The organism is Variovorax sp. GW531-E2, from assembly GCF_059423125.1.
In genome coordinates this window covers 112,947-134,275 of record NZ_JBWKXQ010000009.1, presented here as the reverse complement: position 1 = coordinate 134,275, position 21,329 = coordinate 112,947, and the positions used below count along the sequence as shown (strand labels likewise).

General features: G+C 69.2%; 21 protein-coding genes and 1 pseudogene. 8 read left to right on the top strand and 14 right to left on the bottom strand.

Going from position 1 to position 21,329, the window contains the following annotated elements:
* Window positions 1-17: 17 nt before the first annotated feature.
* From lptB to argS, 5 genes are all read right to left on the bottom strand, one after another.
* On the bottom strand, window positions 18-812 hold the full coding sequence (lptB, locus tag AC07XP_RS08890; protein ID WP_062480328.1) for an LPS export ABC transporter ATP-binding protein: 795 nt from the start codon (window positions 810-812) through the stop codon (window positions 18-20).
* Complete coding sequence (gene lptA / locus AC07XP_RS08885; RefSeq protein WP_495264401.1) at window positions 809-1,528, bottom strand: lipopolysaccharide transport periplasmic protein LptA; 720 nt, start codon at window positions 1,526-1,528, stop codon at window positions 809-811. The genes lptB and lptA overlap by 4 nt, the downstream gene beginning before the upstream one ends.
* 122 nt (window positions 1,529-1,650) lie before the next feature.
* Window positions 1,651-2,295 carry a thiol:disulfide interchange protein DsbA/DsbL gene (locus AC07XP_RS08880; RefSeq protein ID WP_062483056.1) on the bottom strand — a complete coding sequence of 215 codons (645 nt, stop codon included), beginning with the start codon at window positions 2,293-2,295 and terminating at the stop codon, window positions 1,651-1,653.
* Window positions 2,296-2,447: 152 nt separating this feature from the next.
* Window positions 2,448-3,212, bottom strand: a complete 765-nt coding sequence (locus AC07XP_RS08875; RefSeq protein WP_095949698.1) for an SPOR domain-containing protein — start codon at window positions 3,210-3,212, stop codon at window positions 2,448-2,450.
* A 14-nt stretch (window positions 3,213-3,226) separates the two neighbouring features.
* Window positions 3,227-4,912, bottom strand: coding sequence for an arginine--tRNA ligase (argS, locus tag AC07XP_RS08870; protein ID WP_070063731.1), 1,686 nt, complete (start codon window positions 4,910-4,912; stop codon window positions 3,227-3,229).
* Between the two features lie 132 nt (window positions 4,913-5,044).
* Between argS and AC07XP_RS08865 the strand changes: the two genes are divergently transcribed.
* Window positions 5,045-5,410, top strand: coding sequence for a hypothetical protein (locus AC07XP_RS08865; RefSeq protein ID WP_095949699.1), 366 nt, complete (start codon window positions 5,045-5,047; stop codon window positions 5,408-5,410).
* 85 nt (window positions 5,411-5,495) lie between these two features.
* Here AC07XP_RS08865 and AC07XP_RS08860 read toward each other — a convergent pair whose 3' ends face one another.
* From AC07XP_RS08860 to AC07XP_RS08845, 4 genes are all read right to left on the bottom strand, one after another.
* On the bottom strand, window positions 5,496-5,948 hold the full coding sequence (locus tag AC07XP_RS08860) for a DUF2214 family protein (protein ID WP_056584391.1): 453 nt from the start codon (window positions 5,946-5,948) through the stop codon (window positions 5,496-5,498).
* 64 nt (window positions 5,949-6,012) lie between these two features.
* A complete protein-coding gene (locus tag AC07XP_RS08855; RefSeq protein ID WP_070063730.1) occupies window positions 6,013-6,939 on the bottom strand; it encodes a LysR family transcriptional regulator in 927 nt (308 codons plus the stop codon).
* Between the two features lie 32 nt (window positions 6,940-6,971).
* Complete coding sequence (locus AC07XP_RS08850) at window positions 6,972-8,162, bottom strand: CaiB/BaiF CoA transferase family protein (protein ID WP_070063729.1); 1,191 nt, start codon at window positions 8,160-8,162, stop codon at window positions 6,972-6,974.
* Window positions 8,155-9,090 (bottom strand): hydroxymethylglutaryl-CoA lyase, encoded by a 936-nt coding sequence (locus tag AC07XP_RS08845; protein WP_139702179.1) that lies wholly within the window; start codon window positions 9,088-9,090, stop codon window positions 8,155-8,157. Before AC07XP_RS08845 ends, AC07XP_RS08850 begins: the two co-directional genes overlap by 8 nt.
* Window positions 9,091-9,179: 89 nt before the next feature.
* On the opposite strand from AC07XP_RS08845, the gene AC07XP_RS08840 reads away from it, so the two are divergent.
* Complete coding sequence (locus AC07XP_RS08840) at window positions 9,180-9,920, top strand: IclR family transcriptional regulator (protein WP_489059975.1); 741 nt, start codon at window positions 9,180-9,182, stop codon at window positions 9,918-9,920.
* A gap of 3 nt (window positions 9,921-9,923) precedes the next feature.
* Here the strand turns inward: AC07XP_RS08840 and AC07XP_RS08835 are convergent, their stop codons facing one another.
* Window positions 9,924-10,892, bottom strand: coding sequence for a Bug family tripartite tricarboxylate transporter substrate binding protein (locus tag AC07XP_RS08835; RefSeq protein WP_495264400.1), 969 nt, complete (start codon window positions 10,890-10,892; stop codon window positions 9,924-9,926).
* A 53-nt stretch (window positions 10,893-10,945) separates the two neighbouring features.
* A pseudogene (hisC, locus tag AC07XP_RS08830) lies at window positions 10,946-11,929 on the bottom strand (histidinol-phosphate transaminase); the annotation flags it as partial.
* Between the two features lie 255 nt (window positions 11,930-12,184).
* Here hisC and AC07XP_RS08825 point away from each other — a divergent pair.
* Together AC07XP_RS08825 and AC07XP_RS08820 are read left to right on the top strand one after the other, a co-directional pair.
* Entirely contained in the window at window positions 12,185-14,359 is a 2,175-nt protein-coding gene (locus AC07XP_RS08825) for a malate synthase G (RefSeq protein ID WP_447740554.1), read from the top strand.
* A gap of 151 nt (window positions 14,360-14,510) precedes the next feature.
* Window positions 14,511-15,776, top strand: a complete 1,266-nt coding sequence (locus AC07XP_RS08820; protein ID WP_495264399.1) for an MFS transporter — start codon at window positions 14,511-14,513, stop codon at window positions 15,774-15,776.
* Window positions 15,777-15,792: 16 nt separating this feature from the next.
* On the opposite strand, the gene AC07XP_RS08815 is transcribed toward AC07XP_RS08820, so the two are convergent.
* Together AC07XP_RS08815 and AC07XP_RS08810 are read right to left on the bottom strand one after the other, a co-directional pair.
* A complete protein-coding gene (locus AC07XP_RS08815) occupies window positions 15,793-16,575 on the bottom strand; it encodes a hypothetical protein (protein ID WP_495264398.1) in 783 nt (260 codons plus the stop codon).
* The gene (locus AC07XP_RS08810; RefSeq protein ID WP_495264397.1) at window positions 16,568-16,795 is read right to left on the bottom strand and encodes a hypothetical protein; all 228 of its coding nucleotides are present in this window, start codon (window positions 16,793-16,795) and stop codon (window positions 16,568-16,570) included. The genes AC07XP_RS08815 and AC07XP_RS08810 overlap by 8 nt, the downstream gene beginning before the upstream one ends.
* Window positions 16,796-17,192: 397 nt before the next feature.
* Here AC07XP_RS08810 and AC07XP_RS08805 point away from each other — a divergent pair, with 397 nt between their 5' ends.
* Window positions 17,193-17,762 carry a fasciclin domain-containing protein gene (locus tag AC07XP_RS08805; RefSeq protein ID WP_495264396.1) on the top strand — a complete coding sequence of 190 codons (570 nt, stop codon included), beginning with the start codon at window positions 17,193-17,195 and terminating at the stop codon, window positions 17,760-17,762.
* A gap of 1 nt (window position 17,763) precedes the next feature.
* Here the strand turns inward: AC07XP_RS08805 and AC07XP_RS08800 are convergent, their stop codons facing one another.
* Complete coding sequence (locus AC07XP_RS08800; RefSeq protein WP_447740547.1) at window positions 17,764-18,690, bottom strand: LysR substrate-binding domain-containing protein; 927 nt, start codon at window positions 18,688-18,690, stop codon at window positions 17,764-17,766.
* Window positions 18,691-18,772: 82 nt separating this feature from the next.
* On the opposite strand from AC07XP_RS08800, the gene AC07XP_RS08795 reads away from it, so the two are divergent.
* The 3 genes from AC07XP_RS08795 to AC07XP_RS08785 all read left to right on the top strand — a co-directional run bounded on the left by AC07XP_RS08795 (window position 18,773) and on the right by AC07XP_RS08785 (window position 21,281).
* The gene (locus AC07XP_RS08795; protein ID WP_062479754.1) at window positions 18,773-19,129 is read left to right on the top strand and encodes a DUF2917 domain-containing protein; all 357 of its coding nucleotides are present in this window, start codon (window positions 18,773-18,775) and stop codon (window positions 19,127-19,129) included.
* A gap of 165 nt (window positions 19,130-19,294) precedes the next feature.
* Window positions 19,295-20,116, top strand: a complete 822-nt coding sequence (locus tag AC07XP_RS08790) for an enoyl-CoA hydratase-related protein (protein ID WP_495264395.1) — start codon at window positions 19,295-19,297, stop codon at window positions 20,114-20,116.
* A 7-nt stretch (window positions 20,117-20,123) separates the two neighbouring features.
* Entirely contained in the window at window positions 20,124-21,281 is a 1,158-nt protein-coding gene (locus AC07XP_RS08785) for an acyl-CoA dehydrogenase family protein (protein WP_495264394.1), read from the top strand.
* The last annotated feature ends 48 nt before the right edge of the window (window positions 21,282-21,329 follow it).

Here is a 21,329-nt window from a genome sequence, read left to right as displayed (position 1 = left end):
TGACCCTCGCCGCACGGTCACATCCGGAAGTGCTCGCCCAGGTACACCCTGCGTACCTCGGCGTTGTCGACGATCTCCGAGGGTGTGCCTTGTGCCAGCACGTGCCCGTCGCTGATGATGAACGCGTGATCGCAGATGCCCAGCGTCTCACGCACGTTGTGGTCGGTGATGAGCACGCCGATGCCGCGCTCTTTCAGGAAGCTGATGATCCGCTGGATCTCGATCACGGCGATCGGGTCGATGCCGGCGAAGGGCTCGTCCAGCAGGATGAAGCGCGGCTGCGTGGCCAGCGCGCGCGCGATCTCGACGCGGCGGCGCTCGCCGCCCGACAGTGCGAGCGCGGGCGAATCGCGCAGGTGGTCCACGCGCAGGTCGGCCAGCAGGTCGGCCAGGCGCTCTTCGGTGTGCTGCTTGGTCAGCGGCATCATGCGGCCGTTGGCGTCGGGCTCGCGCTGCAGCTCGAGCACGGCGCGCACGTTTTCCTCGACCGTGAGCTTGCGGAAGATCGAGGCTTCCTGCGGCAGGTAGCTCAGGCCCATGCGCGCGCGGCGGTGAATGGGCATGTGGGCGATGGGCTCGCCGTCGATGGTGATCTCGCCGGCGTCGGCGCGCACCAGCCCGACGATCATGTAGAACGAGGTGGTCTTGCCCGCGCCGTTGGGGCCGAGCAGTCCGACGACCTCGCCCTTTTGCACGTCGAGCGAGACGTCTTTGACGACCGTGCGGCTGCCGTAGCTCTTCTTGAGGCCGCGCGCCACGAGGCGGCTGCCCGGAATGCCGTCGGCGGCCTGGGTTCCTGCGGTTTCGATCACTTGCGCCCTTCCCCTTCGGTGCCGCCCAGCGTGGTGGTCGGGCGCAGCCCGGCGCCGGGCGCGGGGGTGGGTGCCGGGGCCGCAGGCTTCTTGCCGCCGGCCGCGGGTGCGGAACCGCCCGCCGCCGGGGCCGGCGTGGCCTTCGGCGTGAGGATGGCCTTGACGCGACCGCCGCCGCCCGCCGAGACGCCGGCGTTCGGCGGCACGAGGGAGCCGTTGACGGTGTAGGTGTCGTTGCTCTGGTCGTAGACGATCAGCGCGCCGCTGCTCTCGTCGTTGGCCGTGGCGCCGATCAGCCGGCGCATGACGGCGCGGCGGATGAACTTGACGTTGTCGGCGCGGCTGTCGTACTCGATGACTTCCGACTCGCCCTCGATCCACTCGTCGCCGGCGTTGCGCTTCTGCTTGTAATAGGCCAGCTTGCCGGGCGCCGCCGTGACCACGCCGTACTGGTAGCCCTCGGCGTCCTGGCGCACGTCCAGCCGCGCGCCGCGGATGATGATCGTGCCCTTCGTGACCAGCACGTTGCCGGTGAACACGCTGGTCTGTTTCAGGTCGTCGTAGCGCATCGAGTCGGACTCGATGTTCATCGGCTTGGTGCGGTCGGCGGTTTCGGCCAGGGCGCCCGAGGCGGCACCGGCCAGCAACAGCGCGCCGAAAGCCAGGCGGCCGAGGCGACGAAGGGTGGGGAATGTGGGGATGGAGGGCAATGTCATAAAGGCACGAAACTTGCTCTGAAACATTGTATGCGTGGGATGGCAATTGCCCACCGCCGCCAATGAAAAAGCCCGCCGAAGCGGGCCTTGCATTCGACCAAGAAAGCAGGTCGCCGGGTCGGTCAGCCCTTCTTGGCTTCGCCGATGAGGAAGGTCGCGACCTGCAGCACCTTGGACATGCTGCCGGCGGTTTCGCCGTCGACATACCAGCGGCCCGCCACGGCCAGGGCCGGCACGCCGGCGACCTTGTAGGCCTCGGTCTGCTGCGCCGCACGGCGGGCCTTGCTGGCCACGCCGAAGGACGCAAAGGTTTCCTTGAACTTGGCGCCGTCGAGGCCGGCACGCTCGGCCCAGGCCTGGATGTTGGCGTCGCCGTTCAGGTTCTGGCGCTGCGCGTGGATGGCGGCGAACACCTTCGAGTGGTACTCGTCCAGCTTGCCCATGGCTTCGAGCGTGAAGTACAGGCGCTGCTTGGCCTCGACGTCGTTGCCCACGAAGGGCACGGGGATGCGGCGGAACGCCACTTCCTTCGGGGCTGCCTTGACCCAGGCTTCGAGCGAGGGCTCGAAGTCGTTGCAATGCGGGCAGTTGTAGGAGAAGAACTCGACCACCTCGACCTTGCCGGCGGGTGCATCGACGGGCACGCGCTTGTCGAGCACGAGGAAATCGGTGCCGGCCTTGGGGGCGCGCTGGGCGTGTGCCGGAACGGCAGCCAGCGAAAGCAGCCCGATCGAAGTGGCGGCCAGCGAAAAGTCACGACGTTTCATGGAAAAGGTTCTCCTGTGGGTACCGCAGTACAGAGCCGGCGCGCCGCCGGGAGTTCCCCGTGGGCGGCGCGACCGAGGCGCTGGAATTGACAAACGAGTGCGGCGAATGCCGCGCGGGCGAGAGCTTAAAGGCTGTTCAGGAAAAGCGTCGGTCAGCGCTGCACGCGCACCAGCGCCGATTCGAGACCGCCGCCGTCGAGCCGTTCCTTGAGCCGGTCGGCGTCGTCCTTCTTGTTGAACGGGCCCGCGCGCACGCGGTAGACCGTGCGACCGGCCTGCTCGCGCTCGGTGACCTTGGCCTCGACACCCATGAGCGACAGCTTGGCGCGCTGCGCCTCGGCGTCGTCGGTGGTGCGGAAGGCGCCGGCCTGCACGAAGTACATGAAGGGGTCGGCACCCGACGACGACGGCGCGGCGGCCGTGTGGCTCGGCGCGGCGGACGCGGTGGTCGTGCTGCCGCCTGCGCGGGCCCGGGCCAGGTCGCCCAGCGGATCGTTCGACGGCGGCAGGGCATTGGCTTCGGCCGGCACCGGCGCGGGGCGCGCCGGCTTGGGCGCCACCACCACAGGGGCCGGGGCGGTGACCGGCGCGGTGGCGACGGGCGGCGTGCCGGGCGCCACGGTGGCGGGCGCGCCGGTGATCGGGTTCACCGGGCCGGTGGCCGTGGCGGCCGGCGGCGTGGCGGCCGGCTTGGGCGCGCCGGCCTTGCCGGCCAGCGGCGCGTTCGGGTCCCAGTCGCGGTTCTTGCGGGCTTCGGCTTCGTCCTGTTCGGCACCGCCGCGTTGCGTCTTGTTGACGAACGGGATCGGCACCTTGGTGACGTAGACCGCGATGCCCAGGGCGACGCCCAGACCGAGCACCAGGCCAATGATCAGCCCGATGACGATGTTGCCGCGTTGTCTGCTTGTCTTCTTCATGTTCAGAGGGTGATTCACATCTTGCTCGGCGCACTGACGCCGAGGATCGCGAGGCCATTGTGCAGCACCTGCGCGGCCGCTGCGACGAGTGCGAGACGCGCCAGCTTGACCGGCTCGTCGTCCACCAGGATGCGCTCGGCATCGTAGTAGCTGTGGTAGCTGGCCGCGAGTTCGCGCAGGTAGAAAGTCACGTCGTGCGGGGCGAAATCCTTCGCTGCCGCCGTCAGCATGGCCGGGTACTTGGCCAGCAGCAGCATCAGCGCCTGGGCCGCCGGGCTGTCCAGCGGCGACAGGTCGACCGCCTTGAGCGCGGCCACGTCGCCGCCCCAGGCCGCGAGCACCGAGCAGATGCGCGCGTGGGCGTACTGCACGTAGTACACGGGGTTGTCGTTGTTCTTGGTGACCGCCAGGTCGACGTCGAAGGTGTATTCGGTGTCGGGCTTGCGGCTGAGCAGGAAGAAGCGCACGGCATCGGTGCTGGTCCATTCGATCAGGTCGCGCAGCGTGACGTAGCTGCCGGCGCGCTTGCTGATCTTGACCTCTTCGCCGCCCTTCATGACGCGCACCATGGTGTGCAGCACGTAGTCGGGGTAGCCCTCGGGAATGCCTTCGCCCGCGGCCTGCAGGCCGGCGCGCACGCGCGCGATGGTGCCGTGGTGGTCGGTGCCCTGGATGTTCACGACCTTGTGGAAACCGCGCTCCCACTTGGCGATGTGGTACGCGACGTCGGGCACGAAGTAGGTGTACGTGCCGTCCTGCTTCTTCATCACGCGGTCTTTGTCGTCGCCATAGTCGGTCGACTTCAGCCACAGCGCGCCGTCCTGCTCGTAGGTCTTGCCGGCGGCCACGAGCTTGGCCACCGCCGCCTCGACGCGGCCGCTGGTGTAGAGGCTGGACTCGAGGTAGTAGTTGTCGAAGCGCACGCGGAAGGCCTGCAGGTCCAGGTCCTGCTCGCGGCGCAGGTAGGCCACGGCGAATTCGCGGATGCTGTCCAGGTCGTCGATGTCGCCGCTGGCGGTGTATTCGCGGTCGTCCGACTTGACGGTCTTCTTCGCCTTGAAGTCCTCGGCGATGTCGGCGATGTAGTCGCCGTTGTAGGCCGGGGCTTTTTCGCCGCTGGGCCACTCGGGGTCGCCGGGCTTGAAGCCCTTGGCGCGCAGCTGGGTGCTGTTGGCCAGCGTCTGGATCTGCACGCCGGCGTCGTTGTAATAGAACTCGCGCCACACACTCTGGCCCTGCGAGGCCTGCAGGTTGCAGATGGCGTCGCCCAGCGCGGCCTGGCGGCCGTGGCCGACGTGCAGCGGACCGGTCGGGTTGGCCGACACGAACTCGACCAGCACCTTTTCGCCGGTGGCGGGCTGCTGGCCGAAGGTTTCGCCGGCGGCCAGCACCTCGCGCACGATCTGCTGCTTGGCGGCGGCCTTCAGGCGGATGTTGAGGAAGCCGGGGCCGGCGATCTCGATGGCCTCGACCCATTGGCCGAAAGCGGGGGTGGCGAGCAGCGCAGCGCTCAGTTCCTCGGCCAGTTCGCGGGGCTTGCGCCCCAGCGGCTTGGCGAGCTGCATGGCAGCGGTGCTGGCGAAATCGCCGTGCGCCGCCACCTTGGGCGACTCGAACGCGGCTTTGGCGCCGGCGCCGGGAGAGAGGGTTTCGAGCGTGTTCGCGAGCGCCGCGAGCAGCTCCTGTTTGACCAATAGCATCTGTGAATTTTACCGGGGGCAAACCCGGACCCAGTTAACGATCGTCATCCGATGGGCGATGTCGCCCGTTAGGATGGTCGGCCCCGAGGCGGGGCGTCTGTCACAACCCAACCTTGCAAGGACATATCCACCATGAAGAAGCTCCTTTCCCTGGTCGCCTCCACCGTCGCGCTCGGCGCCTGCCTGTCGTTCAGCGCCTACGCGCAGGACAAGGCACCCGCCCCGGTCGTGGCCCCCGCCGCCGCCGCCGCACCTGCGGCAGCCCCTGCCGCTGCGGCCGCACCCGCCGGTGGCGCCAGCTGCGATGCCAAGGCCATCGACAAGAACGGCAAGCCCCTGGCCGGCGCCGCCAAGAACAGCTTCATGAAGAAGTGCACCAAGGCCGCCGCCGGACCCGCCTGCGCCGCCAAGGCCCTCGACAAGAACGGCAAGGCCCTGGCCGGTGCCGCCAAGAACAGCTTCATGAAGAAGTGCGAAGCCGACGCGGCCAAGGCCTGATCCGGCGCGGCGCCGTGTGGCGCTGACATTTGTTACTCCCGAAGGGCCCGCTCATGCGGGCCTTTTCTTTTGTCTTTTGTGTTGATTACTTGCCGAAGCCGCGCGCCAGGAACACCGCCACCAGCGGGATCAGCGCGATCAGGTGCGCCTGGATCATCACCAGCTTGCGCGTCTTCAGGATGTCGGCCTCTGCCGGCAGCTTGCCCGTGGCGCGCAGCGTCTTGCGCCAGCGGAAGTAGGTCAGCGTCGGGAAGATCGACAGCACGCCTACGATGATGAACAGCGTGAGCTTCACGTGCAACAGCGGGTTGGTCCAGTACCAGGCCGTGCCCTTCACGCCCCACCAGGTGCGCGCGATGCCGGTGGCCAGCACCGCGATGGCGGCGATGCCGTAGACCATGTCGACCTTGGCCAGCCGCTCGACCACGGCGGCGTTGAGCCATTGCACGCGACACAGCGCAGCTTCACTGGAGATGAACACGACCATCGTGAGGATGGCCAACAGATGCAGGTAGGCGAGGATGGCTTCGAGGGTCATCGGAAACTTTCTTCATCGGGGTTGCAAGCAAATGCAAAAAGCATTGTGCCGCCCGGTCACGATTTCAGGACCGCCCGCCCCAGAATTCCGGCTGCCCGTACTGCGCTTTGAGGAAATCAAGCCACAGTCGCACGCGCAGCGGCAGGTGCTTGGTGCCTGTGAACACCGCATAGATGCCGTTGGGCGGCGCGGCGAAGTCGTCGAGCAGGGGCACGAGCAGGCCGGCGTCGATCTCGGCCTCGACCTCCCAGGTGCTGCGCCAGGCGATGCCGTGGCCCGCCAGGCACCAGTCGTGCAGCACCTGGCCGTCGGAACAATCGAGCGGGCCGCTGGGGCGCAGGTGGATGAGTTCCTGCACGCCCTCCTCGCTGGTAATGCGAAAGGCCCAGCCGCGCGTCTGCGAGGCGTCGCTCGACAGCGTGAGGCAGGCGAAACGCGACAGCTCGCTCGGGTGCTTCGGCGCGCCGTGGCGGCGCAGGAACTCCGGCGTGGCGACGCAGCGGCGGCGGTTGTCGGCCAGGCGCACGCTCACGAGCGACGAGTCGGGCAGGTCGCCCACGCGCACGGCGCAGTCGAAGCTCTCGCCCGTGACGTCGACCACGCGGTCGCTGAGGTTCAGCGAGATCGTCACCTCGGGATGCAGCGCATGAAAGCGCGGCACCAGCGGCGCGACGTGGCGGCGGCCGAAGCCGGCCGGCGCGGTCACGCGCAGGTGGCCGCTGGCCTTCACGCCGCCGGCGCTCACGCTGGCCTCGGCGTTCGCGAACTCGGTCAGGAGGCGCTGGCAGTCTTCGAGAAAGGCGCTGCCTTCGTGCGTGAGCGCGATGCGGCGCGTGGTGCGCACCAGCAGCTTGACGCCCAGGCGCTCTTCGAGCGCGTCGATGCGCCGGCCCATGATCGCGGGCGCCACGCCTTCCGCCTTGGCCGCCGCGGTGAGGCTGCCGCGGGTCGCGACCGAGACAAAGGATTCGAGCTGCTTGAGGCGGTCCATGGCGCGGGAACTATATCGCCCGCCACCGAAGATCAGTCGCCGGCCGTGACGCCTTGCGCCCGCAGCGCGGCGATGTCGCCGTCGCTGTAGCCCACTTCCTTCAGCAGCGCCGCGCTGTGCTCGCCGATGTGCGGCGGCTGCAGGCGGATGCCGGGGCGTTCGCCGCCGAGCGTGAACGGCGCAAGCGGCACCTTGGCCATGTGGCCGTCGTTCATGCGCACGGGCGCGAGGCCGCCGGTGGCGTTGAGGTGCGGGTCGTCGAACAATTCTTGCGGCTTGGTGATGGGCGCGAAGGGCAGCTCGTTCTGCTCGAACACCGCGCTCAGTTCGGCCGCGCTGTGGTTGGCGAGGTGCGAGCGCAGGATCGGCATCATCCACTCGCGTGCGCGCACGCGGTCGTTGTTGGTCTTCAGGCGCGGGTCGGCCAGCATCTCCTCGAGGCCGAAGGCTTTGCAGAAGATGGCCCACTGCTTGTCGCTCACGGCCGCCAGGAAGATCTGCTCGCCGTCCTTCACGGTGAACACGTCGTACACGGCCCAGGCCGAGATGCGGCTGGGCATCGGGTCGGCGGCCTTGCCGGTGGCGGCGAACTGCATCATGTGCTGCGCGACGAGGAACACGTTGTTCTCGAACAGCGCCGACTGCACCTCGCAGCCCTTGCCCGTGAGCTCGCGCTGGCGCAGCGCGGCCATGGCACCGATGGCGCCGAACATGCCGCCCATGATGTCGTTCACGCTGGTGCCCGCGCGCAGCGGGTCGCCGGCGCGGCCGGTCATGTAGGCCAGACCGCCCATCATCTGCACCACCTCGTCGAGGGCGGTGCGGTGGTCGTAGGGGCCGGGCAGGAAGCCCTTGTGGCTCACGTAGATGAGGCGCGGGTTGAGCTTGGCGAGCGTGTCGTAATCGAGCCCCAGCTTCTTCATCGTGCCGGGCTTGAAGTTCTCGCTCACGATGTCGGCGGTGGCGATCAGGCGCAGCGCGGCCTCCACGCCCTCGGGCTTCTTCAGGTCGAGCGCGATGCTCTTCTTGTTGCGGTTGAAGGTCGGGAAGAAGCCCGCGCCCGAGCCCAGCAGGCGGCGCGTGTTGTCGCCTTCGATGGGCTCGACCTTGATGACTTCGGCACCCAGGTCGGCCAGCAGCAGGCCGCAGGTCGGCCCCATGACCATGTGGGTGAACTCGACGACGCGCACGCCCGCGTAGGGCAAGGGATTGGCTTCAGACATGAGAGAGGGTTTCCTGGACAAAGCCCTTGGGCAGGCCGGCTTCGGGCGTCATGCCGTAGACCGGCTCGCCGGGCAGGCCGGCCTTGAGCGGCGCACGCGCCGCGATGAGTTTGTCGATGTCGATGCCGGTGCGCACGCCCATGGCCTCGAACATGAAGACGAGGTCTTCGGTGACGGCATTGCCCGACGCGCCCGGCGCATACGGGCAGCCGCCGAGGCCGCCAAGCGAGGCGTCGAAGGTGCGCACGCCCTCGTCCCACGCGGCCAGGCAATTGGCAATGCCCAGGCCGCGCGTGTTGTGCATGTGGGCGGCGCCGGCGTGCACGCCGAGTTCGGCGCGCAGCCGCTTGAAGAGGCGGCGCACCTGCGCGGGGTTGGCGTAGCCCACGGTGTCCGACAGGCCGACCTCCTGCGCGCCGGCCTCGACGCACTGCACGGCCAGGCGGATCACGTCGTCTTCCGGCACCAAGCCCTGCAGCGTGCAGCCGAAGGCGGTGGAGATGCCCGCTTCGAGCTTCACCTGCGGTGCGAGGGCGCCGCGCAGCTCGGCGATGGCGCGCACCTCCTCGACCATCTCGGTCGGCGTCTTGCGCACGTTGGCCAGCGAATGCGCGACGCTGGCCGACACCGGCATCGTGAGCTTGTGCACGCCCGCCTCGAGCGCGGCCTGCGCGCCCTTGCGGTTGGGCACCAGCGCCATCACCACGAGGCCGGGCAGCGTGACCGCGTGGCGCACCACCTCGGCGGCGTCGGCCATCTGCGGCAGCAGCTTCGCGGGCACGAAGGAGGCGACCTCGATCTCGCGCAGCCCGGCGGCATGCAGCGCATCGATCCAGCGCAGCTTGTCGGCCGTGGGCATGGTGGCCTTCACGGACTGCAGGCCGTCGCGCGGACCGACCTCGCTGATGAGAACGTCGGGGGAGGTCATCGGGTGCTTTCTTGACTGTTCTATCTTGCAGAACTATATTCTGTTAAACAGAATTAAATCGGCAAGCCCGCCGACTGTCAAGCCACGCCATGCCCCGCAAAGCCCAGACCGAATCGGTGTCCGACCTCAACGCCGCCCCCGGCGGCGCCGCCGCGGTCGACCGCGCGCTGAGCCTGCTGTCGGCCTTCCGGCCCGGCGACGAGGCGCTGTCGCTCGCGCAGTTCGCCGAGCGCACGCAGCTGTACAAGAGCACGGTGCTGCGCCTGCTGGCCTCGCTCGAGCATGCGCGGCTGATCCGCCGGCAGGACGACGGGCGCTATGCGCTGGGGCTGGAGATCGCGCGGCTGCACGGGCTGTACGCGGCGTCGCAGTCGCTCGACCGCCTCGTGCTGCCGGTGCTGCGCACGCTCGCCGCCGCCACCGGCGAGAGCGCGGCGTACCACGTGCGGCAGGACCAGGGCGACAGCTGGGTGCGGCTGTGCCAGTTCCGCGTCGATTCCTCGCACGTCGTGCGCGACCACGTGCGCGCAGGCGACCTGCTGCCCAACGACCGGGGCGCGGGCGCGCGCGTGCTGATCGCCTTCGGGCCCGAGGCCGAACGGCCGCGCGGCGCCAAGGAACGCAAGCTGTACGACGCGATCCGCGCGCAAGGCTACTGCGCGCTGGTGGGCGACCGCACAGCCGAGCTGGCGGGCATCTCGGCGCCGGTGTTCCATGCGGATGGCGGCCTGGCCGCGGCGGTCACGCTGACGATGCCGACGCACCGCTATGACGAGGGCTATATCGAGCCCGTGCGCGCGGCGGCGAAGGCGCTCAGCGGGCAGGTCTGAGCATCAGGACTCCGCCTTGAAGCCGGAATTCTTGATCGGCAGTTCCCACCGCTTCAGGTGCGTCGCCTGGATGCTTGCCAGTTCCGCCGGCCCCGCATGCGCCGGCACGAGGCCCAGCGCGTAGATCTTTTCCTGCACATCGGGCAGGCGCAGCGCGTCGGCCACGGCCTTGTCGATGCGCGCGACCAGCTCGGGCGCCATGCCCGGCGGGCCGTACAGCCCGAAGAAGGCATCTGCCGTCACATTGATGCCGGCCTCCTTCAGCGTCGGCACGTCGGGCAGCGCGCGGCTGCGCTTTTCGCCCGTCACCGCGAGGATGCGGACCTTGCCCGCGCGGTGGTGCTCGATGGTTTCCGAGGCGGTGTCGACCATCAGCGGCACCTGTCCGCCGATGAGGTCCTGCGCGGCCGGCGCGCCGCCGCGGTAGGCGACGTGCGTCATCGGCACGCCCGCCGCCTGCGCCAGCAGCTGGCCCGCGAAGTGCGGCACCGTGCCGGCGCCCGAGGTTGCGTAGTTGGCCTTGCCCGGGTTGGCCTTCATCCAGGCCAGCACGGCCTTCAGGTCGCCCGCCGGCGCGCCCGGCCCGGCCGTCACGGCGAAGTCGAAGGTGCTGCCGAGCGAGATCGGCGTGAAGTCCTTCACCGTGTCGTAGCCGAGGTTCGAATACAGCCACGGGTGGATCACCATCGCGCCGCTGGGCGAGAAGATGAGCACGCTGCCGTCCGGCGGCGAGCGCTTGAGCTCGGCCAGCGCCAGCCGGCCGGCCGCGCCGGGCTTGTTGTCGACGATGACGTTCTGTCCGAGCGACACGCGCATCTTGTCGGCCAGGATCCGCGCGACCACGTCCGCCGACCCGCCCGGCGGAAAGCCGATCAGGATGCGCACCGTGCGCTCCTGCGCGAACGCCATCGGCGCGAGCGCCGTGGCGGTGATGACGGCAGCGGCCTGCGCTGCGAACTGGCGGCGTTGCATGGGGCGGTCTCCTCGGGGTGGTTGTTCTTCGGTGTGCTCTGTGCGTGTAGCCGTCAGCGCAGCGCGGCCAGCAGCGCCTCGTTCTGCGCCGGCAGGCCGACGCTCACGCGCAGCCATTGCGGCAGCCCGTAGGGGCCGAGCAGCGAGACCTCGATGCCGGCGGCCAGCAGGCGCGCGTGCACGGCCGGCGCATCGCCGACCTGCACCATCACGAAGTTGCCCGACGACGGCACATGCGGCAGGCCCAGCGCGGCGAAGCCCGCGGCGAGCTGTTCGCGCCCGGCGGTGTTGAGCTCGTAGGTGCGCGCCAGGAAGTCCGTGTCGCCCAGCGCCGCCACGGCCGCGGCCTGGGCCGGCGTCGTCACGTTGAAGCGCGGGCGGTGCGCGTTCAGGCGCGCCGTGAGCGCCGGCTGCGACACGCCGTAGCCGATGCGCAGCCCCGCCAGGCCGAAGGCCTTGGAAAAAGTGCGCGCCACGATCAGGTTGGGCAGGCGCCGCACCCATTCGATGCTGTCGTAGCGCTGCGCGGGCGACAGGTACTCGGTGTAAGCCTCGTCGAGCAGCACCGTCACGTGCGCGGGCACCGATTGCAGAAACTCGCGCAGCGGCGCAGCATCGATGAAGGTGCCGGTCGGGTTGTTCGGATTGGCCACGAAGACCAGCTTCGTGTCGTCGCCGATGGCGGCGCGCATCGCGTCCAGGTCGTGGCCGAAGTCGCGCGAGGGCACGACGGTGGCGCGTGCGTGGGCGTGCGCCGTGGCCGCCGCATAGACGATGAAGCCGTACTGCGAATAGACGACGCTCTCGCCCGGCTTGAGGCTGACCTGCGCCGCGAGTTCGAGGATCTCGCTCGACCCGCTGCCCAGCGTGAGCCACTCGGGCGGCACGTCCAGCCGCGCGGCCAGCGCCTGCTTGAGCGCGGTGCCGTTGCTGTCGGGGTAGTTGCCCGCGCCTTCGAGGGCGGCGGCGGCGGCGCGGCGGGCCGACTCGGGCATGCCGAGCGGGTTTTCGTTGGAAGCCAGGAGGATCATTGCGGCGGGAGCTGATTATTTAAGAAGTTAAATATATACAGCTGCCACCGCTCCGGCCTCAGGGCCTACCCTTTGAAGCGGCGCTTGGGCTCTTATCGATTACCTTCATTTTTGTCACAGATAAATCTCACTTTCGGCTCTTACTGGCCCGCAAAGTATCGAATACAGTTCTCCCATGGCTTCACCTGGGGCAAGTGCGCCCCACTGCTGCGCCGCCCCCGATTTCCTGTTTTTTGCATTGCGTTCCCCAAGGAGAAACACATGACCGACCGCACCACCGCCCACCGACTCCAGGTCGCGACCGAACTGCACCGCTTCGTCGAAGAAAAGGTCCTGCCCGCCAGCGGCGTGGCCAGCGACGTGTTCTGGAAGGGCTTCGATGCCATCGTCCATGACCTGGCGCCCAAGAACGTCGCCCTGCTCGCCGAGCGCGATCGCCTGCAGAGCGAGCTCGACGCCTGGCACAAGAAGAACCCCGGCCCGATCGCCGACATGCCGGCCTACCGCGCCTTCCTGGAAAAGATCGGCTACCTGCTGCCGCAGCCCAAGGGCGTGAAGGCCACCACGGCCAACGTCGACTCCGAACTCGCGCTGCAGGCCGGTCCGCAGCTGGTGGTGCCGATCCTGAACGCGCGCTACGCCCTGAACGCCGCCAACGCGCGCTGGGGTTCGCTGTACGACGCGCTGTACGGCACCGACGCCATTCCCGAAACCGGCGGCGCCGAAAAGGGCAAGGGCTACAACCCCGTGCGCGGCGCCAAGGTCATCGAGTTCGCACGCAACGTGCTCGATCAGGCCGCCCCGCTGGCCAACGGCTCGCACAAGAACGCCACCGGCTACAGCGTGAAGGACGGCCAGCTGGTCGTCGCGCTGCAAGGCAGCAGCACCGGCCTGGCCGATGCGTCGCAGTTCGTCGGCTACCAGGGCGATGCCGCCGCGCCGTCGTCGGTGCTGCTCAAGCACAACGGCATCCACCTGGACATCCGCATCGACCGCAGCACCGCCATCGGCAAGAGCGACGCGGCCGGCGTGAGCGACCTCGTGCTCGAAGCCGCGCTCTCGACCATCCTCGACCTGGAAGACTCGGTGGCCGTGGTCGACGCGGCCGACAAGGTCGTCGCGTACGCGAACTGGCTGGGCATCGTGCAGGGCACGCTGACCGAAGAAGTCGCCAAGGGCGGCAAGACCTTCACGCGCGGCCTGAACGCCGACCGCGAGTACACCGGCGCCAACGGCCAGCCGCTGAAACTGCACGGCCGCTCGCTCATGTTCCTGCGCAACGTGGGCCACCTGATGACCAACCCGGCCATCCTGTACGAAGGCGGCAAGGAAATCCCTGAAGGCATCCTGGACGCCGTGGTCACCACCACCATCGCCATGATCGACGTCAAGCGCAAGGGCAACTCGCGCACCGGCAGCATCTACATCGTCAAGCCCAAGATGCACGGCCCGGCCGAAGTCGCCTTCGCCAGCGAGCTGTTCGGCCGCGTCGAGCAACTGCTCGGCCTGCCCGCCAACACCGTCAAGCTCGGCATCATGGACGAGGAGCGCCGCACCAGCGTGAACCTGCAGGCCTGCATCGCCGAGGCCGCCGCGCGCGTGGCCTTCATCAACACCGGCTTCCTGGACCGCACCGGCGACGAGATGCACACCGCCATGCAGGGCGGCCCGATGATCCGCAAGGGCGACATGAAGTCCAGCGCCTGGATCGGCGCCTACGAAAAGAACAACGTGCTCGTCGGCCTGAACTGCGGCCTGCGCGGCAAGGCGCAGATCGGCAAGGGCATGTGGGCCATGCCCGACCTGATGGCTGCCATGCTCGAGCAGAAGATCGCCCACCCCAAGGCCGGCGCCAACACCGCCTGGGTGCCCTCGCCCACCGCCGCCACGCTGCACGCGCTGCACTACCACCAGGTCAGCGTGACCGCGGTGCAGCAAGAGCTGGAAAAGATCGACGCCGACGGCGAGCGCGAGAACATCCTGAACGCGCTGCTGCAGGTGCCGATCGCCGCCGAGGCGAAGTGGACCGACGCCGAGAAGCAGCAGGAAATCGACAACAACGTGCAGGGCATCCTGGGCTACGTGGTGCGCTGGGTCGACCAGGGCGTGGGCTGCTCGAAGGTGCCCGACATCCACAACGTCGGCCTCATGGAAGACCGCGCCACGCTGCGCATCTCCAGCCAGCACATCGCCAACTGGCTGCTGCACGGCGTGGTCACCAAGGCGCAGGTCGACGAGGCCTTCCAGCGCATGGCCAAGGTGGTCGACGAGCAGAACGCCGGCGACGCGCTGTACCAGCCGATGGCCGGCCACTTCGACACCTCGGCCGCCTACAAGGCCGCGCAAGACCTCGTGTTCAAGGGCATCGAGCAACCCAGCGGCTACACCGAGCCGCTGCTGCACGCCTGGCGCCTGAAGGTCAAGGCCGCGGCCTGACGCGCGCCTTGCGCAGTGCCGGCCTCCGCCGGCGCTGACGCCTCGGAGACACGCAACGAACGGCGCCCTCGGGCGCCGTTCTGCATGGGGCGCGACATGCCGGTAGCATCGACGCCGCCCTCTTCTCTCTCTCCGGTCTCCGTCTCTTTCGATGAACAAGCACGCGGCTTCGCCGCCTCCGACCCGCGGGTCGACCTCGGCCGCGGCCATGCTGGTCGCACTGGCCACCGCCTTCGCGCTGAGCCAGGCCTTTCGCACCGTCGGCGCCATGATGGCCACGCCGCTCACGCAGCACTTCGGCCTCACGCCGCAGGCGCTGGGCACCTGGGCCGGCACCTTCCATTTCACCTTCGGCATCATGCAGCTCGCGATGGGCGTGTCGATCGACCACTTCGGCGTGCGCCGCACCGTGCTCACCGCCTTTCCGCTCGCCATCGCGGGCGCCGCGCTGTGCACCGTGGCGCCGGGCTTCGGCGCGCTGCTGCTGGGGCAGGCACTGATCGGCGTGGGCTGCGCGCCGGCCTTCCTGGCCTGCACCGTGTTCATCGCGCGGCACTTCGACGCCGCGCGCTTCACCTCCATGTCGGGGCTGGTGATGAGCCTCGCGGGCATGGGCATCCTGTTCACCGGCACGCCGCTGGCGCTGCTGATCGAGGCCGCCTCGTGGCGCGCCGGCTATGCCGCGCTGACCGCCTTCGCCGTGCTCTCGTGGATCGTCATCTTCTGGCGCGTGCACGAGCCCGCGCGCACCACGATCGCATCGGACGAACCCGCGCCCGAGCGCCAGTCGCTGCGCCAGGCCGTGCGCGACCTGCTCCCGCTGTTCGCCATGCCGCACACGCTCGGGCTGCTGTGCTTCGCCTGCGTGTCGTACGCGGCCTTCATCACACTGCGCGGCCTGTGGCTGGGCCCCGTGCTGCACGACCGCCACGGCCTCTCACTCGTGGCCAGCGGCAACGTGGCGCTGGTGATGACCGTCGCCGGCATGGCCAGCCCCATGCTGTTCGGCCGCCTCGACCCCGGCGGCGCGCGCCGCACGCGCTGGATGATGCGCTGCGCCTTCGCCGGCGCGGCGATGTTCGCCGCCATGGCCCTCACGCAGTCGCGCGCCATCGACATCGGCCTGCCGATCGTCTACGGCATGCTGTCGGGCTACAGCGTGCTGCTGTACGCGTACACCAAGAACGCCTACCCGGCGGCCGTGACGGGCCGCGCGATGGCGCTGCTCAACATGGCGATGTTCCTCGGCGTCTCGCTGATGCAATGGACCACCGGCGTGGCCGCCTCCTGGGCCGTGGCCCAGGGCAGCGAACCGTTCCGCGCGGTGTTCCTCACGGTGAGCGGGATGCTGGCGGCGGGGACGTTGGCGTTTCTGCTGCTGCCGCGGGCGAAGGTGCCAGTGCGTCCCACGCCCTGATCGCCGACACGCGGCCTCACACCGCATCCCCCAACCGCGCCCGCACCTCGCGCCGGCTCAACTGTCGCTTGGCGACGGCATAGACGTCGTGACGCCCATACATGTCGACGTGCGTAGGCAGGCCCGGCGCGGAACGTCGCGCCGCACCGCAGCGCGTGACCATGCAGCGGCGCAGCACGTCATAGCACTTGGGCTCTGGCTGCGCCGCGCTTGTGCGCTCGGGAAACTTCGCCAGCACGACCTCGAACCAGCAGCCCTCGACGCAGTGCCACTGCGTGGTCTCGTCGATCACGTGATAGACCGCATACGGCGTGTCGCCGCGCCGCGCGGCCCGGTCCAGGCGACGCGCCGCACGCGCCTCGCGCAGGCGCCGGTTCGGCAGCAGGATGCCGGTGACCGGGTGCACGAACAGCTCGACGCCCGGCGCTTCGTGCAGCGGCACGCCGTCGCGGGCGCCCCAGCGGTAGGGCCGCACCCGCACCTCGCCGTCGCACAGCACCGCGTCGCGTGCCACGAAATCGTCGACGTGCAGGAAGATGTGCGCCTGCACCGTGCTGCGGCGATCGATGCCCGCGCACAGCTCGGCGTACACCTTGTCCCACGGCCGGTGCACCTGCTTGTGCAGCCAGCGCTTGAGCGGCTGGAGGTTTTCGCTCAGCCACTTCGGATGCTGCAGGCCGCGCTTCATGCCCAGGTGCGAACCGCGCTCGGGGCTGTTGCGCCACGGGCGGCCATCGCCCTGCACGCGCCAGCCGCCGCGCGGACGCTCGACGATCACCTTGTCCATGTCGTCACGCATCGTCGGCCCTCCGTCCGAGGTCGCGCGCGGCCTTCTGCAGCGCCACCTTCTGCGCGCGCCGCTCGGCGCGGTGGGTGCGCAGGTGGCGGCCTGCGCCCTGGCTGGATTCGCCGCGCGCCATCGCGGCCACCACGGGATTGCGCGGTGCCGACGCGGGCACCGCAAAGTAGAACCGGCCCAGACGCTTGTCGTCGTCGCGGGCCTTTCGTTGAGCACTCATGTGCGCACACTCCGAAAGAAACAAAAAGGCCCCGGCGAATGCAGTTGCGCGCGGGGCCCTTGTCGATTCGGCCGCGGCGGATGCGAAGGTGCACATCCGGCCGGGGCGGTCGGTGTGCGTCAGGTGTTCAGTGAACGGTTCATTGAATGGTGTTCTCGCCCGGGAGGTTGATCGTCGCCGTGCGCGGTGTCTGGAAAAACGGTCGCTGAAAAAGGAAGGGCGGATTCTGGCGAGGGCCTTCGCCGTGCGCAAGCCCGGCGCGGCGCGCTGTGGCGCAAAGCTGACAGGGCACATCGGTTGAATCCGCTTCGCGCATCGCGCCGTATGGCATCTCAAGCGCATCGCGCCTCCGAGCTGTTGGCGGTTTCCACAGAGCCTTTCCTTCCAGGAGACATCCATGAAAAAACTCGTGATCGCCCTCGGCGTGTCGGTCCTGCTCGGCGCGTGCGCCGGCAGTGGCATGAGCAACGCCAGCAACAGTGCCGCCACGCCCATGGTCGGCGGCGCGCCGATGTACCCGACGAAGGACATCGTCGACAACGCGGTGAATTCGAAGGACCACACGACGCTGGTCGCCGCGGTGAAGGCGGCCGACCTCGTGGCCACGCTCAAGAGCCCGGGCCCGTTCACGGTGTTCGCGCCCACCAACGCCTCGTTCGCGGCACTGCCGGCCGGCACGGTCGACACGCTGCTCAAGCCCGAGAACAAGGCTACGCTCACCAAGGTACTGACCTACCACGTGGTGCCCGGGCGCATGGACAGCGCGGCGCTGACGAGCGCGATCAACGCGGGCGGCGGCAAGGCGACGCTCAAGACCGCGAGCGGCGGCACGCTCACGGCGACGATGAGCGGCGGCACGGTGTGGGTGACCGACGCCAAGGGCGGCACGGCGGCGGTGACGATCGCCAATGTCTACCAGTCGAACGGCGTGATCCACGTCGTCAACAAGGTGCTGCTGCCAGGTTGAGTCAGCTCCGCTGCGCGGCCTCCGCTTCGTCGCGCAGCCATTGCGCGAAGTCCTGCGCGTCGCGGTTGCCCGCGGCGCGCCGCGACATCTCGATGAAGTAGCCGCGGTGCGATGCCACGCCCTGGCCGAGCGGCGCCACGAGCCGGCCGTCGCGCACCAGTTCGCGCAGCAGCGGCAGGCGCCCGATGACCACGCCCTGCCCCGCCACCGCGGCGGCCACCGCATCGGCGTACTGCGAGAAGCGCAGCGTGCTCTTCATGCGCAGGTCTTCCAGCACCATCACCTTGAGCCACGGCTCCCAGTCGGCGGTCGGGGCTTCGCTGTGGTCCGGGTACTCGATGGTCAGCAGCGTGAGCTTGGAAAAATCGGACAGCTCGCGCAGCGACGCGGCCACCTGCGGCGCGCACAGCGGGATCACCGACTCCTCGAACAGCGCCGGACCCACGCCGCGCCCGATGGGAACGAAGCGCACCGCAAGGTCCAGCCGGCTCACGTCCAGGTCGAGCACGTCGAGCGTGGCCGACACGCGCACGTCGACCTGCGGATGCGTGCTGGTGAAGCGCGCCAGTTTCGGAATGAGCCACAGCGACGCGAAGCCCGGTGTGGTGGTGATCGACACCTGCCGCGGCGCGGCGCTGGCGCGCACGCGGGCGGTGGCGTCGCGCAGGCGCTCCAGGCTGTCGGTGACGGCGCGCTGCAGCACGCCGCCGGCCTCGGTGAGCGCGAGCGCACGGTGGCGGCGCTCGAACAGCAGCACGCCCAGGCTGGCTTCGAGCTGCTGGATCTGCCGGCTCACGGCCGACTGCGTGAGGTGCAGCTCGCCCGCCGCCAGCGTGAAGCTGAGCCGGCGCGCGGCGGCCTCGAAGCTGCGCAGCAGCTCGAGCGGCGGGAGCTCGCCGGCAGGGGTTTTCACATTCTCTGGAGGCATGCAACGAGTTCCGAATGACCGCGTGTAAGAGAGGGTTCGGCTCACTATATTCATTCGTATCACGAATGCAATGGAGGTTCCCATGAGCACCACCGACCGGTCCCCTTCCACCTTTTTCTCCTCGTCGAGCTCGCGCTTCCACGTGAGCCTGCCCAGCCGCGCCGTCTTCGCCGTGCCCGACGGCGCGGGCGTGGGCATCGAGTGCCGCAGCGGCGCGGTGTGGATCACGCTCGACCGCGACCCGCGCGACATCGTGCTCGGGCCGGGCGAGCGCTTCGAGAGCACCGAGCACCGGCGCGTGCTGGTGTCGGCGCTGGAGTCCTCGTGCATCTCGGTGTCGGACGCGCAGCCCGCCGCGCTGCCGAACCCGGCCTCGCGCGCACAGGCTCGCGTGCGGTCGCCTTGGCGACTGGCGCTGCACGGGTTGTCCCCGGCTTGACCGCGGGCGCCGTGGCATCGAACCTCGATGCCATGGACCGCCCCCGCAGGGAGCAGCACCGCGCGCCGCCGTGACGACAGGCGGCTTTTTGCTTTGGGCGTCCGTTTTCCTTCTTGGCCTTGAAAGGGACACGCCCATGACCACCACTTTTGGCGCAGCGCTCGCATGACCGCGCCGCAACAAACACCCCAACCCTGCATCCTGTGCGAGCAGGCCGACGGCATCGCCACGCTCACGCTGAACCTGCCGCACAAGCTGAACCCGATCGCGAAAGATCTGCAGGTCGAGTTGCGCGACGCGCTCGAGCGCATCCGCGACGACCGCACGGTGCGCGCCGTGATCCTCACGGGCGCCGGCAAGGCCTTCTGCGTGGGCGCCGACCTGAGCGCGATGGCGCCGCCCGGCGAGCCCGGCCAGACGCTCGGCGACCAGACCGCCGAGTGGATGCAGAAGCTCAGCAACCCGCTCATCGAGACGCTGCGCACGCTGCCGGTGCCGGTGGTGGCAGCCGTCAATGGCCCGGCGGCCGGTGCGGGCGTGGGCCTGGCACTCGCGGCCGACGTGACCATCGCCGCGCGCAGCGCCTACTTCTACCTGCCCTTCCTGCCCAAGCTCGGCATCGTGCCCGACCTGGGCTGCACCTGGGCCATTCCGCGCCGCGCCGGCCGTGCGCGCGCGATGGGCATGGCGCTGCTCGACGAGCGCCTGAGCGCCGGGCGTGCCGTGCAGTGGGGCCTGATCTGGGCCTGCGCCGACGACGAGCAACTGATGGACGAGGCCCGCGCCATCGCGCAGCGGCTGGCGCGCCTGCCGGCGCACGCGGTGCTCGAAGCGCGCGAGGCCTTCGACGCCTCGGAGCACCACACGCTGAAGGAACAACTGCACTACGAGAGCGAGCGCCAGCGCGCGCTCATCGACCGCCCCAGCTTCCGTGAAGGCGTGAGCGCCTTCCTGCAGAAGCGCCCTCCTGTCTTCGAAACCCGCTGACGTCCCCATGACCATCGAACGCACCCTCTTCACCGCCGACCACGAGGCCTTCCGCGACAGCTTCCGCCGCTTCATGGACAAGGAGATCGCGCCCTTCCACGACGCATGGGAAGAGCAGGGCTATGTGGACCGCGCCGTCTGGTCCAAGGCCGGCGAGAACGGCTTCCTGTGCATGGCGCTGCCCGACACCTACGGCGGCGCGGGCGCCGACCTGCTGTACTCGGTGATCCAGTTCGAGGAGCTGTGGGCACGCGGCTTCACGGGCATCGGCTTCGGCCTGCACAACGAGATCGTGGCGCCGTACATCCTGCGCTACGGCACCGAGGCGCAGAAGCAGCACTACCTGCCCAAGCTCGCCAGCGGCGAGATGGTCGGCGCCATCGCCATGAGCGAGCCCGGTGCGGGCAGCGACCTGCAGGCGGTGAAGACCAGCGCCATCCGGCAAGCCGACGGCAGCTACCTGCTCAACGGCAGCAAGACCTTCATCACCAACGGCTGGCACGCCGACCTGGTGATCGTGGTCGCCAAGACCGACCCGGCCGCGGGCGCGAAGGGCACGAGCCTGTTCCTCGTCGAGCGCGGCATGCCGGGCTTCGAGAAGGGCAAGCGCCTGAAGAAGCTGGGCCTGAAGGCGCAGGACACGTCCGAGCTGTTCTTCAACGACGTGCGCCTGCCCACCGAGGCGCTGCTGGGCGAGGTCAACCGCGGCTTCGTCTGCCTGATGGAGCAGCTGCCCTGGGAACGGCTGCAGATCGCGATCAGCGCGGTGGCCGCCTCGCAGGCCGCCATCGACCACACCGTGGCCTACGTGAAGGAGCGCAAGGTGTTCGGCCAGCCCGTGGGCAACTACCAGAACACGCGCTACACGCTGGCCGAGCTGCAGACCGAGGTGCAGGTGGCGCAGGTGTTCGTCGACAAGTGCATCGAGCTGCTCATGGCCGAGAAGCTCGACACCGCCACCGCGAGCATGGCCAAGTACTGGACCAGCGACCTGCAGTGCAAGGTGATGGACGAGTGCGTGCAGCTGCACGGCGGCTACGGCTTCATGTGGGAGTACCCGATCACCCGCGCCTACGCCGATGCGCGCGTGCAGCGCATCTACGGCGGCACCAACGAGATCATGAAAGAGGTGATCACGCGCGCGATGGGCCTCGGCGGGCGCTGAAGCGCCCCGCATTTGGCACCACTGGCGCCATGGAAAGGGCTGCGGGAG

Coding starts and splice junctions, on each gene's coding strand:
- lptA (WP_495264401.1), bottom strand. CDS start 1,528: ATGACATTGCCCTCCATCCCCACATTCCCCACCCTTCGTCGCCTCGGC.
- AC07XP_RS08880 (WP_062483056.1), bottom strand. CDS start 2,295: ATGAAACGTCGTGACTTTTCGCTGGCCGCCACTTCGATCGGGCTGCTT.
- AC07XP_RS08875 (WP_095949698.1), bottom strand. CDS start 3,212: ATGAAGAAGACAAGCAGACAACGCGGCAACATCGTCATCGGGCTGATC.
- argS (WP_070063731.1), bottom strand. CDS start 4,912: ATGCTATTGGTCAAACAGGAGCTGCTCGCGGCGCTCGCGAACACGCTC.
- AC07XP_RS08865 (WP_095949699.1), top strand. CDS start 5,045: ATGAAGAAGCTCCTTTCCCTGGTCGCCTCCACCGTCGCGCTCGGCGCC.
- AC07XP_RS08860 (WP_056584391.1), bottom strand. CDS start 5,948: ATGACCCTCGAAGCCATCCTCGCCTACCTGCATCTGTTGGCCATCCTC.
- AC07XP_RS08855 (WP_070063730.1), bottom strand. CDS start 6,939: ATGGACCGCCTCAAGCAGCTCGAATCCTTTGTCTCGGTCGCGACCCGC.
- AC07XP_RS08850 (WP_070063729.1), bottom strand. CDS start 8,162: ATGTCTGAAGCCAATCCCTTGCCCTACGCGGGCGTGCGCGTCGTCGAG.
- AC07XP_RS08845 (WP_139702179.1), bottom strand. CDS start 9,090: ATGACCTCCCCCGACGTTCTCATCAGCGAGGTCGGTCCGCGCGACGGC.
- AC07XP_RS08840 (WP_489059975.1), top strand. CDS start 9,180: ATGCCCCGCAAAGCCCAGACCGAATCGGTGTCCGACCTCAACGCCGCC.
- AC07XP_RS08835 (WP_495264400.1), bottom strand. CDS start 10,892: ATGCAACGCCGCCAGTTCGCAGCGCAGGCCGCTGCCGTCATCACCGCC.
- AC07XP_RS08825 (WP_447740554.1), top strand. CDS start 12,185: ATGACCGACCGCACCACCGCCCACCGACTCCAGGTCGCGACCGAACTG.
- AC07XP_RS08820 (WP_495264399.1), top strand. CDS start 14,511: ATGAACAAGCACGCGGCTTCGCCGCCTCCGACCCGCGGGTCGACCTCG.
- AC07XP_RS08815 (WP_495264398.1), bottom strand. CDS start 16,575: ATGCGTGACGACATGGACAAGGTGATCGTCGAGCGTCCGCGCGGCGGC.
- AC07XP_RS08810 (WP_495264397.1), bottom strand. CDS start 16,795: ATGAGTGCTCAACGAAAGGCCCGCGACGACGACAAGCGTCTGGGCCGG.
- AC07XP_RS08805 (WP_495264396.1), top strand. CDS start 17,193: ATGAAAAAACTCGTGATCGCCCTCGGCGTGTCGGTCCTGCTCGGCGCG.
- AC07XP_RS08800 (WP_447740547.1), bottom strand. CDS start 18,690: ATGCCTCCAGAGAATGTGAAAACCCCTGCCGGCGAGCTCCCGCCGCTC.
- AC07XP_RS08795 (WP_062479754.1), top strand. CDS start 18,773: ATGAGCACCACCGACCGGTCCCCTTCCACCTTTTTCTCCTCGTCGAGC.
- AC07XP_RS08790 (WP_495264395.1), top strand. CDS start 19,295: ATGACCGCGCCGCAACAAACACCCCAACCCTGCATCCTGTGCGAGCAG.
- AC07XP_RS08785 (WP_495264394.1), top strand. CDS start 20,124: ATGACCATCGAACGCACCCTCTTCACCGCCGACCACGAGGCCTTCCGC.